Source organism: Mitsuokella apri, assembly GCF_051886055.1.
GTDB lineage: Bacteria > Bacillota > Negativicutes > Selenomonadales > Selenomonadaceae > Mitsuokella.
Genome location: NZ_JBJEXT010000030.1, coordinates 19721 through 35739, shown reverse-complemented (window position 1 = coordinate 35739; position 16019 = coordinate 19721). Strand labels below are relative to the sequence as shown.

The following is a 16019-nucleotide window of genomic DNA, read 5'->3' as shown; positions in this document are numbered from 1 at the left end:
ATCAACTTATTTTGTTCAAATTAGTCAAAAGAAATCATTTTTTCACATGAGATTTTCTTCATCGCTGGAGGGGATACAAATGGATGAATACATCAACATTGGCCGCTGGTTTTCGATTTTATACCGCCGTTCGCAGATTTTTGTCGTGGAGGCCTGTGAAAAGCTGCATCTGACGTATTCGGAATATGTCATGCTGCTGCGCATCTACGACCATGAGGGCGCAAGGCAGGATGAACTGGCCGCGATGCTTTATCTCGATAAGGCCGTCGTGACGCGCACGATGAATATGCTCGAACAGAAGGGACTCGTTTACCGCGAGCAGGACACGCGCGACAAGAGGGCAAAACATGTCTATCTGACGGATTTTGGCAAGGAGCAGCACGCGTATCTGCGCAATGTCATCAAGCGCTGGGTCGATTATCTCGTGGAGGATATGGAGCCGCAGGATGTGGAAATCATTGTCAAGGGCATTGACCATCTTGTCGAACGCGCCTGCCAGGCCGATATTTACAAACTCGCGAAGGATATACCGGAAAAAGAGGCTGCAGGAGGGGAGCCCGATGAAACGAAATAAGGGATTGGCATTCGTGATGGCGCTGCTCCTCATGACCTCTGCGGCTGCCGGCTGCGGGCAGAAGGCCCAGACAACGGAAAAAGCGCCACTCGTCAAGACACAGCAGGCCGGCAGCGGCTCCGAGACCGATACGGGGACGTATTCGGGCACCGTGCGCGGCCGCTATGAGACGAATCTCTCGTTCCAGGTCGGCGGCCAGATTCTCTCGCGCAATGTGCAGGAGGGCAGCCGCGTCAGCGCCGGGGATACGCTGATGGTCATCAACGCTAAGGATGTTGTGCAGCAGGCCAATGCCGGCGACGCGCAGGTCGCGCAGGCACGCGCCCAGATGGACCTTGCCCAGCGGAATCTCGCGCGCTACAGCGAACTCTACAGTCAGGATGCCGTGGCAGCCTCGGTGCTCGACCAGTATCAGGCCAATTACGACGCGGCTTTTGCGACGTATCAGCAGGCTCTGGCGCAGGCCGCACAGGGGCATAACGCCCTCGGTTATACGAATCTCGTCGCCGGTGCCGATGGCGTTATCTCGAAAATCAATGCCGAGGAAGGGCAGGTCGTGGCAGCCGGGCAGACCGTCATGACGCTCGTGCAGACGGATGAACTCGAAGTCGAGATTGCCGTGCCGGAAAACCGCATTCAGGATGTGGCCGTCGGCACGCCCGTAAAAGTGTCGTTCTGGGCTCTATCACAGACCGTCGATGGCACGGTCCGCGAGGTTTCACCGATGGCGGACAGCACCTCAAGGACCTACCGCGTGCGCGTCTCTATCCCCAACCCGCCGGAGGGCATGGAGCTTGGCATGACGGCCAGCGTCGCCATCGCCCATGCAGACGGCACGAGCTCTTCAGGAGCTGTGCTGCCGCTTTCGGCCATTTATCAGACGGGCGATACGCCGCAGGTCTGGGTCGTCACGGATGACAGTACCGTCGAACTCAGACCCGTCACGGTCGAGAACTTCGGCGACAATACCGTGCTCGTACATGGCCTCGACGCCACAGACACGGTTGTCACGGCCGGTGTTCATAAACTTCATGAAGGGGAGACTGTGAGGACGGGGGCGGATTCATGAGAAATTTAACCGAAATTTCGCTGAAGAACCGCGTGCTCGTCTGGTATTTCATCATCGTCACGGCGATTGGCGGCATTTTTGCCTACAATAAATTAGGCCGCATGGAAGATCCGCAGTTTACGATTCGCCAAATGGTCATTTCGGCGGCGTGGCCGGGAGCCACGGCACAGGAAATGCAGGAACAGGTCACGGACAAGCTCGAGAAAAAGCTGCAGGATACGCGCGGCCTCGACAATATCAAGAGCGAGACGCGCGACGGCCAGACCGTCATTTATGTCGAACTCAGCGACGAGGTCGACAAGGCCAAAGTACGCGATACCTGGAAGGACGTGCGCAATCTCTGTGAGGATGAAAAAGTCAATCTGCCGGAGGGCGTCTACGGCCCGTATTACGACGACCGTTTCGATGATGTCTACGGTTCCGTCTACGCGGTGACAGGCGATGGCTATTCGTACGAAGAAATGCGCCAGCAGGCCGAAAAGACGCGCCGGCTGCTCTTAAATGTCCCGAGCGTGCAGAAAGTCGAGCTCATCGGCGAGCAGAAGGAAAAAGTTTACATCGAGATGGACCGCGCCAAGCTCGCGGAACTCGGCATCAGTCCGCAGGTCATCACAAGTGCTTTGGCACAGCAAAATGACATGACGGCCACGGGCATGGTCGAGACACAGACGGATAATGTTTATGTGCGCGTCTCGGGCCAGTTCGACGATGTCGACGCCATCCGTCAGATGCCGATTAACGCGGGCGGCAGAGTGCTGCGCCTCGGCGATATCGCCAAAGTCGAACGCCGCTATGAAGAACCGGCCGAGCCGAAGATGTACTTCAACGGCGAACCGGCCATCGGCATCGCCGTTTCGATGGAAGATGGCGGCAATATCCTGAAACTCGGCGATGACCTCAAGTCGCTGATTGGCAAGATTCAGCAGGATATGCCGGTCGGCCTTGAGATTCATCAGGTCTCCGACCAGCCGAGTGTGGTCAACGAATCCATTCACGACTTCGTCAAGACTCTGTTTGAGGCCATCGTCATTGTCCTCGCCGTGAGCTTCCTGTCTCTGGGCTTCCGCACGGGCCTTGTCGTCGCGGGCTGCATCCCGCTCGTGCTCTGCGGCGTCTTTGTCGTCATGTACGCCTTTGGCATCGATTTGCACAAGGTCTCGCTGGGCTCTTTGATTATCGCACTCGGCCTGCTCGTCGACGATGCTATCATCGCCGTTGAGATGATGAGCGTCAAGCTCGAAATGGGCCTGAACCGCTTCGATGCGGCCTGCTATGCCTTCCGGGCTACGGCCAAGCCGATGCTCACAGGCACATTGATTACCTGCTGCGGCTTTATCCCCGTCGCTTTTGCGAAGGGCATGGCCAGTGAATTCTGCAGTGCCTTATTCCCTGTCATCGCGACGGCCCTGCTGCTCTCGTGGATTGTTTCGGTCATGGTTGCGCCGCTTTACGGCTATTATCTCATCCGCGTCGAGGTCAAAAAAGATGCCGACGGCAAGATTGACCCGTACCAGAGCCGCTTTTATACGTATTTCCGCAAACTTTTAAATCTCTTCCTGACGCACCGCAAAATTGTGCTGGTGGCGACGGTCTGCGTTTTTGCGGTTTCGCTCTTCATGATGAAATTCATCAAGCAGGAATTCTTCCCGCCGTCTTTGAGGCCGGAGATTCTCGTCGAACTCAAACTGCCGGAGGGCTCTTCGATGGCGGCTTCGCAGGAAGTCTGCGACCGCATGTCGGATTTTCTGCAGGAACGTCAGGACAAGCTTGAAAACTACTCGTATTATGTCGGCCAGTACGCGCCGCGCTTTGTACTGACCGTCGACCCGAAAGCCTCGGCTGACAACTGTTCACAGTTTGTCATCGTGGCCAAGGACACGAAAGCGCGCGAAGAACTCGCGAAAGAGCTGCAGGATGCCTTTGACGGGGAATTCTCCGATGTCAGCGGCAATATCCAGTTCATCCAGACGGGACCGCCTGCCGACCATCCGGTCATGCTGCGCGTTTCTGGCTATACGGTCGAACAGGCCAAGAAAACGGCCGCCGAGGTCAAGGATATCCTCGCCAAGGACCCGAATAATTACAACATCCAGACGGACTGGGGCGAAAAGAGCAAAGTCGTGCACCTCGAGCTCGACCAGGACAAGCTGCGTTCCATGGGCGTGACGAGTCAGGCCGTATCGCAGACGCTCTATACGGAAATCACCGGCGCGAAAGCCGCGGAATTCTATACGGGCGACCGCACGATTGACATCGACCTGCGCCTGGCCTCTGTTGACCGCCAAAACCTCGCAGAGCTTGAAAATCTGCCTATCTACCTTGGTTCGGCCGGCTATGTGACGCTCGGGCAGGTTGCCAAAATTTCCTACGATGCCGAAGACGGCCTGATTAAACGTTACGACCTCATGCCGACTGTGACCGTCAGTGCCGATGTTCACTCGGGCACGGCCAACGATGCGACGGCCAAGGCCTATGAGGCGACGAAGGAGCTGCGCGATGATCTGCCGCTCGGCTGCTCGATTGAAGAAGCCGGCACGCTCGAAGACAGTGACAAGTCCGTCGGCTTCCTCGTCAAGCCGATTCCTGTCATGATCTTCCTCATTATGACGCTTTTGATGTTCCAGCTCAGGAGCTTCAAGGATATGGTGCTGACCATCCTGACGGCCCCGCTCGGCATCATCGGCGTGACGGCCGGCATGCTGCTGCTCGATAAAGCCATGGGCTTTGTCGCCATCCTCGGCGTACTCGCGCTTTCCGGCATGATCATCCGCAACTCGGTCATCCTCATCGACCAGATCCAGAAACATCTGGCCGAGGGCGAAAAACCGTGGGATGCCGTCGTCGATTCGGCCGTGCTGCGCTTCCGTCCCATCATGCTGACGGCCGCTGCCGCCATCCTCGGCATGCTGCCCCTCATGGCCAGCTCTTTCTGGGGCCCCATGGCCGTGGCCATTGCCAGCGGACTTTTAGTAGCGACGGTCCTGACACTTTTAGTTCTGCCGACTATGTACGTAGCGATGTATAAAATCCATAAAGATTGAAAAAACAAAACGAGGTGGGCTTGAGAAAGGGCTGGGGGCATATATTTCGGCTTCGGCGCTCCGTTAAAACAAGGCCTATGCTGATTTTTGCATACGAAGGGGCTTCGCCGTCTGCCACGGCGTTCCTACATCGTAGAATGTAGAAAGGCTTTCCTTAGGCCTTGGCCCTGCGGGCGGTCACTGCGCTCCTGCAGGCGAAATATATGCCCCCAGCCTAGTTCATTCCTACCAATTTGCTTTATCGTTCTATGAAAAAAACCATCGTTCCAGAGAGAACGGTGGTTTTTTATTGCGCGATATTTGTCAGGGAAGATTTGGTATATTGCGGCTGACGGCCGTATGGCGGATAATGTCGTCGACGCGCAGGTCCACGGCGAGTTCCTGTTTGTTGCAGGTCTCAGCCTGTGCGAACTCATCGGGGTCGTCGGTTGCGAGGCCCTTGAGGAAATGCTGCCAGGCTTCGAGCGTCAGGTCCGTGGCTTGTTTGCGCTGGTCGGCAAGGTAGCGGGCACCGGCGGGCACCTCGACAGCATCGAGCTCCTGCTGGCGGGCCTGCAGGGTCGGGACGACCTCCTGCTCAATCAGGGCTTTGAGGCTGTTCTTCTGTTCCGCAGTGAAGCTTCCGGAGGAAGATTTGCTGAGACTGTCGAAACGCAGTTTATAGGCAGCGAGCTTTTGATTGTAGGAAGCGACGATGCCTTTTGTCGCGTCGATGTATTTGGCGATATCCTCGTTATGCAGCGGTGTGATGGCATCGAGGTAAGCGCGGTAATTTTTGATGTACGTGACCTGCCAGTGGCCGTCATTGGCCTGCTCCATGGCCACTTCGAGCGTGAACGGCGCCTGGGTCCAGTCATCCTTGATGTTGATTTCGGCCGTGGCCGTCGTGCCGTCGCGCGTGATCTTGCCAATGCTGACAAAGGACGTATTGCGCATCTGGCTTCTTTCGAGGAAGCGTTCATAGTCAATGCCGAGCTGACGGCCTTTTAAGATATCCGTGCCATCCGGGAGCTTCCATTCGCCGGAAGTCACACGGCTCAAAATCGTATCCTGCGTGCCGCTCGTGAGCTGCGGCTTGATGGTGATGTAGAATTTTTCATAAGCCGACTTGCTCGTGGCCGTCAAAGTCGCGTCGTAGTTGAAGAGGTCGGCCGTGAGGTCGTCATAGGCGCGCGAGGTCACGAGGTCGAGATTGACGTAGCGGCGGAACGTATCGGCATCTTTTTTGTTCACGGCTGCTGCGGCCTGTTCCAGCGCGTATTTAGGCGAACGCTCCTGCGTGTAATTATGCCAGATCAGGCCTGCTGCAGCGGCGATGATCAGTATAATCAGAAAGAGCAGGGCCTGTCTGCGCCTTTTGATGCGGCGTCTGCGTATCGTTTTTTTCCAAGTATAATCGTCCATTTATGTAGTTCCCTTTTTCTGTCGTAGTATCGTATCTCTTTCATTATACTATAGTCCTCCATGTGAGTCCAAAAAATCGCCGAACTTCATAGGTTTTTACCAGGATATCTGTTAAAATAGAAAATAGAAGCGTGTGCGTGTGTTTGTACGTTTGTACGTTTATGTGTTGTGGGGGATTTTCTTTTTATGAAATGGGTTGACCATCAGGTTCTGACGGGGGTCATTGTCTACGCGGCGACGGATGATATGCTGCTGACCATCTACAGCATGGCCGGGGCAATTTTTCCGGATAAAGTCGAGGGCAGTCCGCGTGCGGGAAATTATTGGAGCTGGCGCAGCCGTCACCGCGGCTGGTCGCACTGGCCGCTTCTTTATCTCGGTCTCATTTTTTTCTTGAGCCATTTTGAAGACGCGCAGCTGACTTCGCTGCCCACGGGGGACCTTGTGACCATCGGCATTTATATCTGCATCGGGACGCTCTTACATATTGCCGAGGATGCCGTCTGCGGCAAAGTGCCGCTTTTGACGCCCTATCATAAAGTCGGCATCCGGCTCTTCAAGGTTGGCTCTGTCACGGAATACCTCTTTACGATTGCAGCCGTGCTGCTCTGCTACGGCCTGCGCACGCATTTTTCTTTTTTGCAGTAAATTTTTTGAGCACAGTCAGGTATCAGGGAAGGAGTTATCAGGATGACGACGGATTATCGCAGCAATAACCAGAAAATCAGCAAGGTTCTGCGCCTTATGGCAGAAAAATACCCGACCAAGGAATCCGTTTACGAGAAACTCATTTATCTGCAGTCGTATCTCTCTTTGCCAAAAGGCATTGAGCATTTCATGAGCGATCTGCACGGCGAGTACGCTTCGTTTTTTCACATTCTCAACAACTGTTCCGGCGTCATCCGCGAAAAAGTCGATTACGTCTTCGGTGCGCGGCTGACGGAGGAGGAAAAAGCGGAGTTTTGCACGCTGATTTACTATCCGAAGGAAAAAATCGACCAGATGAAGACGGAAAGGCGCGCGACGCCTGCGTGGTACCGTGAGAATCTCAGCAGGCTCTTAGAGCTCGTCAAACTCATGAGCTACAAATATCCGGCTTCGAAGGTCAGCGGCTTTATTCCGCACCGCTATGCCTCGGTCATTGTCGAACTCATGAACACGCGGCCCGAAGCGGACCAGGCACAGTTCATTTATTTGAAGAAACTCCTGAATACCATTGTGCAGATTGACAGCGGCGCGGATTTCATCGAAGCGTTCACGGTCCTCATCAAGCGGCTCGCTGTCGACCGGCTGCACATCGTCGGCGACTTTTTCGACCGCGGCAACCGGCCCGATGCCATCCTCAATCTCTTGATGAAGCATCCCTCTGTTGATATCCAATGGGGCAATCACGACGTCCTCTGGATGGGGGCGGCCCTCGGCAGCGAGGCCTGCATCGCGACGGTCGTGCGCAATTCCCTGCGCTACCACAACACGGACGTATTGGAACGCGGCTATGGCATCAGCCTGCGCCCGCTCACGACCTTTGCCTCGCATATTTATCCCGATGAAGCGCCGCTGAAGGCCGCGGAACGCGCCATCACGATGATGATGTTCAAGCTTGAGGGGCAGCTCATCGCGCGCAATCCGGATTTCCAGATGCAGAGCAGGAGACTCTTAGACCACATCGACTTCCGTTCTTCGTATGCGACCCTCGGCGACGGCAAGCGCTATGAGCTCGAAAGTGCCTACTTCCCGACGATTGACGAGGCGAGTGATGATGTTTACGAGCTGACCAATGCCGAAAAGGAAATCATCGCCGACCTGCGCTCGTATTTCCTCGAGAGCACGGTGCTGCACCGCCATGTCGATTACCTCTATCAAAAGGGCAATCTCTACACCTGCTTCAATGGCAATCTGCTGTTCCACGGCTGCGTGCCCCTGAATGAAGACGGCACGTTCCGCACCATCTGCTTCGACGGCAAAGAATACCGCGGCCGCAGCTGGTTTGATTTCTGCGAGAAAAAGGCGCGCGAGGCCTGGCTGCACGGCACGCAGTCATCCCTCGATTTCATGTACTTCCTCTGGTGCGGCAGGCTTTCGCCGACATCGGGCCGTGAGTTCAAGACCTTTGAACGCGCGCTGATTCCTGATGAGAGCACGTGGAAAGAGCCCTCGGACCCGTATTACCGCTATATCGACACGGTGTCCTGCTGTGAGCAGGTCCTCAAGGAATTCGGACTCGACCCGAAGCGCGGCCACATCATCAACGGCCATGTGCCGGTCAAGGTCAAAAAAGGCGAGACGCCTGTAAAGGCAGAGGGCAGGGCCATCATCATCGACGGCGGCTTCTGCCGTGCCTATCATAAAAAGACGGGCATTTCAGGCTACACGCTCATTTCCAATTCCCGCGGCCTGCGCCTTCTGCAGCACCAGAGAATTGCCGATGTCCGCGAAGCGCTCAAGGCCAACCATGACATTGAATCCGTCTCGGAGACCATCGAGCTGCAGTCCTGCCACAATACCGTGGGTGATACGGACCAGGGCCGTGCCATCCAGGATGAAATCACGGACCTCTACAATTTGCTTCTGGCCTATCAGAACGGCCTCTTAAAACCGCGTGATTAATTTTTGCTTCCTTAGATTTTCTTAGGTATCTTTTTGAAAGGTGACTCCCATGTTTACGAAAACCTCGATTCCTTCTCCTTTAGCCGAAAAATACGCGAAGCTGCAGGCCGCTCTGCAAAATCTCGGCAGCGTGGCCGTGGCGTTTTCGAGCGGCGTCGATTCGACGTTTCTCGTCAAGGCCGCACACGATACGCTCGGAGAAAAAGCCGTGGCCTTTACGGCAGCGTCGGACTTTGTGCCGCAGCGCGATGTCGACGATGCCAAAGCGTTCTGCAAAAAAGAGGGCATCGAACACCATGTTGTGCCGTTTCCCATTCTCACGGTGCCGCATGTCAAAGAAAATCCGGAGGACCGCTGCTATTACTGCAAGTACGCGCTCTTTTCCCATATGAAGGAAGTCGCGGCTGCCAAAGGTCTTGCCTATGTCGTCGACGGCTCAAATCTCGATGATGACGGGGATTACCGTCCGGGCCATCGTGCCTTAAGAGAACTCGGCATCCTCAGCCCGCTGCACGAGGCTGGCATGCACAAGCAGGATATCCGCGACCTCTCGCACATCCTGAAGCTTCCGACCTGGAACAAGCCGTCGTTTGCCTGCCTGGCCTCGCGCTTTCCGTATGGCACGGAATTGACGCCTAAAGGCCTTGAGCGCGTGAACCTTGCCGAAGAATTCCTCATGGATAAGGGCTTTCGGCAGCTGCGCGTGCGCGCGCATGGAAATATCGCGCGCATTGAGCTTCTGCCGTCGGACATTCCGCGCATGCTCGATGAAAGCCTGCGCGAAAAGACGGCCGCCTATTTCCGCACACTCGGCTTTGCCTACACGGCCCTTGACCTTTTGGGCTACCGCACGGGCAGTCTCAATGAGACCCTCAAACAGGATGTATAAGATTTGCGCTCATGGCGGCGATGATGTACTATAAAGGGTAGCAGTTTTTTATTCCGCATAGACCGTTTTTATGCATAGAATGGAGATTTTTTTGGATGAAATCAACAAAAAAGATTTTATCAGGCCTGATGGTCACGGCCCTGGTCCTGCCAATCGCGGCGGGGACGGCCAGTGCTAAGACCTATCAGTCCGATTCCGATACAAGCCTCGGCCTGCTCGATTACCTCGAGAACGAGCACCGCGCAGCGCGCTCGAATAAACCGAATCCCGAGAAGCAGCAGCTCAAGGCCGATACGGCCGAGATGGCCAAGCATCTGCGCTATCCGCTCGACCCGACAAAGGCAGCGCCGGTGTCGTTTGAGGGTGACGATTTGACGTGGAATCAGGCCACGGGTGATTTCACGGCCAAGGGCAAGGTCAAGGTCACGCAGCTCGATGAGCACCGCTTTGAAGGCGAGAATATTGACGGCAATACCATCGAAGAGCGCATTCACATTCCGGGCAAGGGCCATGTCCTGCAGTTCACGCCGGGCCAGACCGAGGTCATGCTCGACGGCTTTGAGACGAACTACAATTACAAGATGAAGACGGGCTCGATGGAAAATGCCAAGGGCAAAGTTGCCGACAATTACATGACGGGCAAAAAATTCGAGTTCTATCCGGACAAGATCATCATCTACGACGGCACGAAGACGAAGTGCAGTGCCATCCATCCGGATTACAACCTTTTTGCGCGCAAAATCGAAATTTACCCGAACGACAAGATGGTCATGCACAATGTCCAGTTCAAAATCAAGGGCAATACGTTTTTGTCGAAGTCGCGCTATGAAGTCGACCTCAAAAAGGATAATACCGTCTCGGACTGGTTCCCGCGCGTCGGCTACGATAAGACGAACGGCATCTGGATTCGCGAGAATCTCAACAAGCCTTTGGCCAAGAATGTCGATGCCAATGCCAAAATCATGTATACGACGAAAAAGGACTGGCGCAATGAATTCAATGTCGGCTGGGGCAATGCCGGCAACTACGCGCGCGTGACCTACGGCTACTACGACGACAGCGACGACAACTGGATCAAGAAAGAGCCGTCTCTGCTCTGGGGCCACAATCACCGCCTCGGCAATACGCATTTCCATTACGGCATCAACGGCGAGTATGGCCGCTGGAAGCAGAATGAAGTCGAAAGTACGCATAATAAATACGCCTTTGGCCTGAGCTACGACCCGATTGTCTTTGACGGCTGGCGCCTGTACCTCAGCACGAGCTACGAAGTCACGCATGAGTCGTACAATGATTCGAAGTACAGTGGCTTCAACTACGATATCGTCACCATCAAGGACTTCGATGACCGCTGGTCGGGCTACGGTGCTTACCGCTACCAGAAGAACACGACCGAGGTCTCGCCTTTCGACTACGACAACGACAGTTACTCGCGCAAATTCGAAGCGGGCTTCAGCTACCGCCTTGACGAGAACAACCGTGTGGCCTTTGGCTCCAAATACGATTTGGAAGACAATTCGTGGCGCAAGCTCGATTACTACTGGTTCCACGACATGCACTGCTCGCAGGTCATCCTGCATTACGAAGGCCGCGACAAGACGTGGAAGGTAAAATGGCGTTTCCTGCCTATGTAACAGCTAAAATGTGGATAGGAAATATATCGGTATATAGTATATAGGAAAAAAAGGGAAAGGGTGAAGGCATTGCAGCAGGAGCTGGATTCTGTGATTGAACAGATGCAGGGCCGAAAAATCCTCGTCATTGGTGATATGGTCGCGGATATTTACCTCGATGGCCGCATTTCGCGCATTTCGCGCGAGGCACCGGTGCTCGTGTTGGAGCAGGCCGGTGAGAAAATCGTCGCGGGCGGCGCGGCCAATGTCGTCAACAACATCGCGACACTCGGCGGCGAGGTCTTTGCCGTCGGACTTTTGGGCGATGACAGCAGCGCGAGGGGCCTGAAGAAAATCCTCGCCGCGAATGGCGCGCATATCGAAGGCATGCTGGAAGATGCTTCGCGTCCGACCATTTCCAAGACGCGCATCATCGCGGGCGGCCGCGCGACGGTCAGCCAGCAGATTGTGCGCATCGACAAGGAGAGCAAAGAGCCCATGGGCCTTTCCTTTGAAACGGCCCTGCATGATTATATCCGCTCCGTCCTGCCGCAGATTGAGGGCGTGGTCATCAGCGATTACGGTTCGGGCACGGTCACGGAAGGCCTGCAGGACCTGCTGATTTCGTACTGCCGCGAGCATGATTTGCCGAGCATCGTCGATTCGCGCTACGATGTCGGCCGTTTCCATGGCATCGGCTATGTCAAGCAGAATGACGCGGAGCTCGCCTCTGCCGTCGGACGCAGACTGCACTCGACCGAGGAAATCTGCGAGGCCGGCGAAGAGCTCCGCGAAAAGCTCGATGCCGACGGCGTGCTCGTGACGCGCGGCGAACTCGGCATGGTCCTCGTCGAGCGGAATGGCTCCATTCATAATATCCCCGTTTCCGATAAGAGTGAGGTCTTCGATGTCTCGGGTGCCGGCGATACCTGCGTGGCCACGGTTATCTTAGCCCTCGCTGCTGGCGTAAGGCCGGACATGGCCGCAAGGCTCAGCAATATCGCGAGCGGCATCGCCGTGCGCAAGCTCGGCACGAGCACCGTTTCGGCCGCGGAACTCAAAAAGACCGTAGAAATTCTGCAAGGCAAAGAGAGGGAAGAACATGCTGGTTGCACCAAATGATATCGAGAAACTCTGCGAAATCCTGCACCGTGCAGGGCAGAAAATCGTCTTTACGAACGGCTGCTTTGACATCCTGCACGCCGGCCATGTGCGCTATTTGAATAAGGCGCGTTCTTTCGGCGACTGCCTTGTGCTCGGACTCAATACGGACGATTCGGTCCGCACGAACAAGGGTCCGACGCGCCCGATTAACGGCGAACTCGACCGCGCCGAAGTCGTCGGTGCCCTGAAGTCCGTCGATTACGTCGTGCTGTTTGGCGAAAAGACGGCCGAGACGATCATCGCAAAAGTCCGCCCCGACGTCTACGTCAAGGGCGGCGACTACACGCTCGATACCCTGCCCGAAGCCAAAATCGTCCAGAGTTACGGCGGCCGCGTCGAATTCGTCAACATGGTCGAGGGCCGCTCGACTACGAATATTATCGAGAAAATCAAGCAGGAAGGGTGATGGGTATGAAAAACATTCTGGTCGTCAAGATGAGCTCCATCGGCGACGTCATTCATGCCCTGCCCGTGAGCTACGCCATCAAAGAGACGTATCCTGACGCTCATCTGACGTGGGTCGTCGAGCCTCCTGCCTATGACATCGTAGCCATGGACTCCTGCATCGACGAAATCATCGTCTTTCATAAAAAGGAATTCCGCCATTTCGGCGGCTTCCTCAAAAACTTCGGCCCGTTGCGCAGAAAAATTCAAGAGCGCGACTACGATGTTGTGCTCGACCTGCAGGGGCTTTTCAAGTCGGCCGCTGTCGCTTCGCTCGCCAAGGCCCCGAAGGGCATGAAATTCGGCATGTGGAATATGCGCGAGGGCAGCAAGTACGTTTCAAAACTCGTCGTCGGCGAGCACGTGCACGACCATGTCATTGAACGCTACCTCGACACGGCGCGCGCCATCGGCTGCAAGGTCAAGGACGTGCGCCTGCCGCTTACAGTGCCGGAAAAGGAGCAGCGTCTGACGCGCCAGATTTTCGCGCAGGCCGGGGCCAATATGGAAAATCCCTATGTCGTCTGCGTTGTCGGCGCCAGCTGGCCGACAAAATGCTGGCCCGACGGCCATTTTGCGGCCCTCGGCGACTGGCTCTACGATAAAAAAATCATCCCGGTGCTCGTCGGCAGCGGCCCGGTCGAATCGCAGAAGGCCGCGGAAATCATGGCGAAGATGGACATTCCGCCCATCAATCTCGTCGGCAAACTCAATTTTAAGCAACTTGCCTATCTTTTCCAGCAGGCCGCGGCCGTCGTCGGCGGCGACACGGGCCCGACACACCTCGCCGTCGGGCTCAAGACCCCGACCATCATGCTGATGGGCCCGACCTATCCGAGACGCACCGGTCCTTACGGTCAGATGGACAATCTGCTTGTCGTGGACCGCGACTGCCGCGAGTGCATGAAGCGCGCCTGCCCGCTCGGCCATGACTGCATGGCCATCATCCAGCCCGAGGCGGTCGAGGCGAAACTTTGCAAACTGCTCTCGCTTGACACAGCCAATATATAAGAAGGAAAATTCATGTATCAGAACATCCTCGTCATCAACACGATGCATATCGGCGACCTCATGCTCGTGACGCCGGCCCTGCGCACCCTGCGCACGAATTACCCCGAGGCCCATATCGCCCTCTTGACGGACAAGCCTTTAGGCGACCTCGTGCGCTGCAACAAAAACATCGATGAATGCATCCTCATCGACAAACACGGCAAGGATAAAGGCTTTTTCGCCCTGCTGCGCTTTATCAAAAAAATCCGCAGCCGTCATTTTGACCTCGTCATCAACTTCCACCGCAATGAAAGGGCCTCGGCCATCGCGGCTTTTTCGGGCGGCAGGCGCATCGTCGGCTACTCGCAGCCGGGCTTCAAGCGCTTTTTCGACAAGGTCATGCCGAACCGTGCCATGGCCGACACGCCAAAAGAACTTGTCATGCATCAGGTGACCTGCCATCTTAAGGTCCTGCAGGAAGCTGCCGGCTGCACGAAAATCGACGACCGCGGCCTCGAGATGTGGCTGCCGCCTGAAGACGAAGTCAAGTCGGAAAAAATCTGGCAGAAAGAATTTTCGCCTGAAGCCAAGGTCATCGCCTTCAACATCGGCGCGAGCTGGCTGACAAAGCGCTGGCTCGATTCGTACTTTGCCGAATGCGCCGACCGCTTCATCCGCGAGGGCTATGAAATCGCGTTTTTCGGCGGTCCGACCGATGTGCCGATTGTCGAAAAATGCATCGCGCAGATGCAGGAGAAGGAAAGCCCGAAGGTCCACGTCTTTACGGGCAAGGTCAGCCTGATCATCCTCGCGGGCCTTTTGCGGCGCTGCTGCCTGTTCCTCACGACGGACTCCGGCCCCATGCATGTCGGCGTGGCCATGAACGTTCCGATTGTCACGATGTTCGGCGCGAGCCCCGTGCCGACCTTCTATCCCTACGACGGCAAGGACGTCCTCATCAAGACACCCGAAAAATGCCATCCGTGCGGCATCCACGAATGTCCGCGCACGGGGAAGGAAAACATGGCCTGCATGAAGAATATCCCAGTAGATGTCGTCATGAAGTATGCAGAGGAACTTTTAGCGGCCTATCATGCGGAGCCCGCGTACAAGCTGCCCGAGCACATAGGCGATTACAAATGCCGCGTCATTGAGCTCTAAAGGCTTTTGAGGTTTTAGGGGTTTAGATGCAGAGAGGTGTAGAATGGATAAGGAAAAGCTTTATGATTTTGTCGCCCAGCGCACATCGCGCTGCAAGATTCTCGTCGTCGGCGACGTCATGCTCGATAAATACTATTACGGCGAAGTCACGCGCATCTCGCCGGAGGCGCCGGTGCCCATCACGCATGTGCTCGACACGAAAGAGACCTTGGGCGGTGCTGCCAACGTCGCGCACAACCTCGCGCTCCTCGGCTGCGAGACGAGCATCACGGGCTTTGTCGGCGATGACTACCACTGCCAGAGCCTGCTCGACAAATTCACGGCCAGGGGCATCGACTATCATGGCCTCATCACGACCGACCGTCCGACGACGACGAAACTGCGTGTCATTGGCGGCCATCAGCAAATGATGCGCCTCGACTTCGAGGAATCCGCACCAATTACGGGGCCTTACGCCGACCGCTTCCTCAATTACATCAATCAGAAGCTCAATGAAAGCCTCGACTGCGTGATCATTTCCGACTATGGCAAAGGCTCCTGCACCGAGGAAAACTGCCATAAGATCATCGATGCCTGCCACGCCCACGGCGTGCCGGTCGTCGTAGACCCGAAAGGGGCCAACTGGACAAAATATGCCCATGCGGACTACATTACGCCAAACCTCAAGGAAATCAATCAGGTGCTTTTAGAGCCCATCCGCAACGAGGACAAGGCCGTCGAGAAAGCCGCGCATTACGTCATGCGCAAGTTCAAAATCCGCAACATCATCGTCACGCGCTCCGAAGAGGGCCTGTCCCTTGTCCGCGATGACGAGATCGTCCATATCCCGACCAAGGCACAGGAGGTCTTCGATGTCTCCGGTGCCGGCGATACGGTCATCGCCGTCTTCGCCATGGGCCTCGCGGGCGGCATGAGCCCTGCTGACAGCGCCTACATGGCCAACCTCGCCGCGAGCGTCGTCGTTGCCAAACTCGGCACGTACGCCGTCAGCCGCGAAGAGCTCATGAAAGTGCTCAAAGGCGAAAGCAAGGAATAAAGTCAAAACACAGACTCTTATAGATAC

The 16019-nt window shown here is 55.8% G+C and carries 13 protein-coding genes; 12 read left to right on the top strand and 1 reads right to left on the bottom strand.

Annotated features, from left to right (window positions below; genetic code table 11):
• Nucleotides 1-79: 79 nt before the first annotated feature.
• From ACI4OH_RS03770 to ACI4OH_RS03760, 3 genes are read left to right on the top strand one after another with little or no spacing between them, the layout of a single operon-like run.
• On the top strand, nucleotides 80-574 hold the full coding sequence (locus ACI4OH_RS03770; protein ID WP_432647711.1) for a MarR family winged helix-turn-helix transcriptional regulator: 495 nt from the start codon (nucleotides 80-82) through the stop codon (nucleotides 572-574).
• Complete coding sequence (locus ACI4OH_RS03765; RefSeq protein ID WP_435721553.1) at nucleotides 561-1643, top strand: efflux RND transporter periplasmic adaptor subunit; 1083 nt, start codon at nucleotides 561-563, stop codon at nucleotides 1641-1643. The genes ACI4OH_RS03770 and ACI4OH_RS03765 overlap by 14 nt, the downstream gene beginning before the upstream one ends.
• Nucleotides 1640-4684 carry an efflux RND transporter permease subunit gene (locus tag ACI4OH_RS03760; RefSeq protein WP_439784208.1) on the top strand — a complete coding sequence of 1015 codons (3045 nt, stop codon included), beginning with the start codon at nucleotides 1640-1642 and terminating at the stop codon, nucleotides 4682-4684. Before ACI4OH_RS03765 ends, ACI4OH_RS03760 begins: the two co-directional genes overlap by 4 nt.
• Before the next feature lie 303 nt (nucleotides 4685-4987).
• Here the strand turns inward: ACI4OH_RS03760 and ACI4OH_RS03755 are convergent, their stop codons facing one another.
• On the bottom strand, nucleotides 4988-6088 hold the full coding sequence (locus ACI4OH_RS03755) for a hypothetical protein (protein ID WP_432648199.1): 1101 nt from the start codon (nucleotides 6086-6088) through the stop codon (nucleotides 4988-4990).
• 186 nt (nucleotides 6089-6274) lie between these two features.
• Here ACI4OH_RS03755 and ACI4OH_RS03750 point away from each other — a divergent pair, with 186 nt between their 5' ends.
• The 9 genes from ACI4OH_RS03750 to rfaE1 all read left to right on the top strand — a co-directional run bounded on the left by ACI4OH_RS03750 (nucleotide 6275) and on the right by rfaE1 (nucleotide 15992).
• Complete coding sequence (locus tag ACI4OH_RS03750) at nucleotides 6275-6736, top strand: metal-dependent hydrolase (protein WP_439784207.1); 462 nt, start codon at nucleotides 6275-6277, stop codon at nucleotides 6734-6736.
• Nucleotides 6737-6778: 42 nt separating this feature from the next.
• A complete protein-coding gene (locus ACI4OH_RS03745) occupies nucleotides 6779-8695 on the top strand; it encodes a fructose-1,6-bisphosphatase (protein ID WP_439784206.1) in 1917 nt (638 codons plus the stop codon).
• A gap of 49 nt (nucleotides 8696-8744) precedes the next feature.
• Entirely contained in the window at nucleotides 8745-9584 is an 840-nt protein-coding gene (larE, locus tag ACI4OH_RS03740; protein ID WP_432648090.1) for an ATP-dependent sacrificial sulfur transferase LarE, read from the top strand.
• Between the two features lie 95 nt (nucleotides 9585-9679).
• The gene (locus ACI4OH_RS03735) at nucleotides 9680-11218 is read left to right on the top strand and encodes an LPS-assembly protein LptD (RefSeq protein WP_432648091.1); all 1539 of its coding nucleotides are present in this window, start codon (nucleotides 9680-9682) and stop codon (nucleotides 11216-11218) included.
• A gap of 102 nt (nucleotides 11219-11320) precedes the next feature.
• Nucleotides 11321-12319 (top strand): bifunctional heptose 7-phosphate kinase/heptose 1-phosphate adenyltransferase, encoded by a 999-nt coding sequence (locus tag ACI4OH_RS03730; protein ID WP_439784210.1) that lies wholly within the window; start codon nucleotides 11321-11323, stop codon nucleotides 12317-12319.
• Nucleotides 12300-12767: a D-glycero-beta-D-manno-heptose 1-phosphate adenylyltransferase gene (gene rfaE2 / locus ACI4OH_RS03725; protein ID WP_435721541.1), complete on the top strand. Its 468-nt coding sequence runs from the start codon at nucleotides 12300-12302 to the stop codon at nucleotides 12765-12767. Before ACI4OH_RS03730 ends, rfaE2 begins: the two co-directional genes overlap by 20 nt.
• A gap of 5 nt (nucleotides 12768-12772) precedes the next feature.
• Complete coding sequence (gene waaC / locus ACI4OH_RS03720; RefSeq protein WP_439784205.1) at nucleotides 12773-13816, top strand: lipopolysaccharide heptosyltransferase I; 1044 nt, start codon at nucleotides 12773-12775, stop codon at nucleotides 13814-13816.
• Nucleotides 13817-13828: 12 nt separating this feature from the next.
• Nucleotides 13829-14956: a glycosyltransferase family 9 protein gene (locus ACI4OH_RS03715; protein ID WP_439784204.1), complete on the top strand. Its 1128-nt coding sequence runs from the start codon at nucleotides 13829-13831 to the stop codon at nucleotides 14954-14956.
• A 43-nt stretch (nucleotides 14957-14999) separates the two neighbouring features.
• Nucleotides 15000-15992: a D-glycero-beta-D-manno-heptose-7-phosphate kinase gene (gene rfaE1 / locus ACI4OH_RS03710; RefSeq protein WP_435721538.1), complete on the top strand. Its 993-nt coding sequence runs from the start codon at nucleotides 15000-15002 to the stop codon at nucleotides 15990-15992.
• Nucleotides 15993-16019: the final 27 nt, after the last annotated feature.

What these genes read in the sequence shown, in the direction of transcription:
- ACI4OH_RS03770 (WP_432647711.1), top strand. Translation starts at nt 80, where the DNA reads ATGGATGAATACATCAACATTGGCCGCTGGTTTTCGATTTTATACCGC.
- larE (WP_432648090.1), top strand. Translation starts at nt 8,745, where the DNA reads ATGTTTACGAAAACCTCGATTCCTTCTCCTTTAGCCGAAAAATACGCG.
- rfaE2 (WP_435721541.1), top strand. Translation starts at nt 12,300, where the DNA reads ATGCTGGTTGCACCAAATGATATCGAGAAACTCTGCGAAATCCTGCAC.
- waaC (WP_439784205.1), top strand. Translation starts at nt 12,773, where the DNA reads ATGAAAAACATTCTGGTCGTCAAGATGAGCTCCATCGGCGACGTCATT.
- ACI4OH_RS03750 (WP_439784207.1), top strand. Translation starts at nt 6,275, where the DNA reads ATGAAATGGGTTGACCATCAGGTTCTGACGGGGGTCATTGTCTACGCG.
- ACI4OH_RS03760 (WP_439784208.1), top strand. Translation starts at nt 1,640, where the DNA reads ATGAGAAATTTAACCGAAATTTCGCTGAAGAACCGCGTGCTCGTCTGG.
- ACI4OH_RS03745 (WP_439784206.1), top strand. Translation starts at nt 6,779, where the DNA reads ATGACGACGGATTATCGCAGCAATAACCAGAAAATCAGCAAGGTTCTG.
- ACI4OH_RS03730 (WP_439784210.1), top strand. Translation starts at nt 11,321, where the DNA reads ATGCAGGGCCGAAAAATCCTCGTCATTGGTGATATGGTCGCGGATATT.
- ACI4OH_RS03765 (WP_435721553.1), top strand. Translation starts at nt 561, where the DNA reads ATGAAACGAAATAAGGGATTGGCATTCGTGATGGCGCTGCTCCTCATG.
- rfaE1 (WP_435721538.1), top strand. Translation starts at nt 15,000, where the DNA reads ATGGATAAGGAAAAGCTTTATGATTTTGTCGCCCAGCGCACATCGCGC.
- ACI4OH_RS03735 (WP_432648091.1), top strand. Translation starts at nt 9,680, where the DNA reads ATGAAATCAACAAAAAAGATTTTATCAGGCCTGATGGTCACGGCCCTG.
- ACI4OH_RS03715 (WP_439784204.1), top strand. Translation starts at nt 13,829, where the DNA reads ATGTATCAGAACATCCTCGTCATCAACACGATGCATATCGGCGACCTC.
- ACI4OH_RS03755 (WP_432648199.1), bottom strand. Translation starts at nt 6,088, where the DNA reads ATGGACGATTATACTTGGAAAAAAACGATACGCAGACGCCGCATCAAA.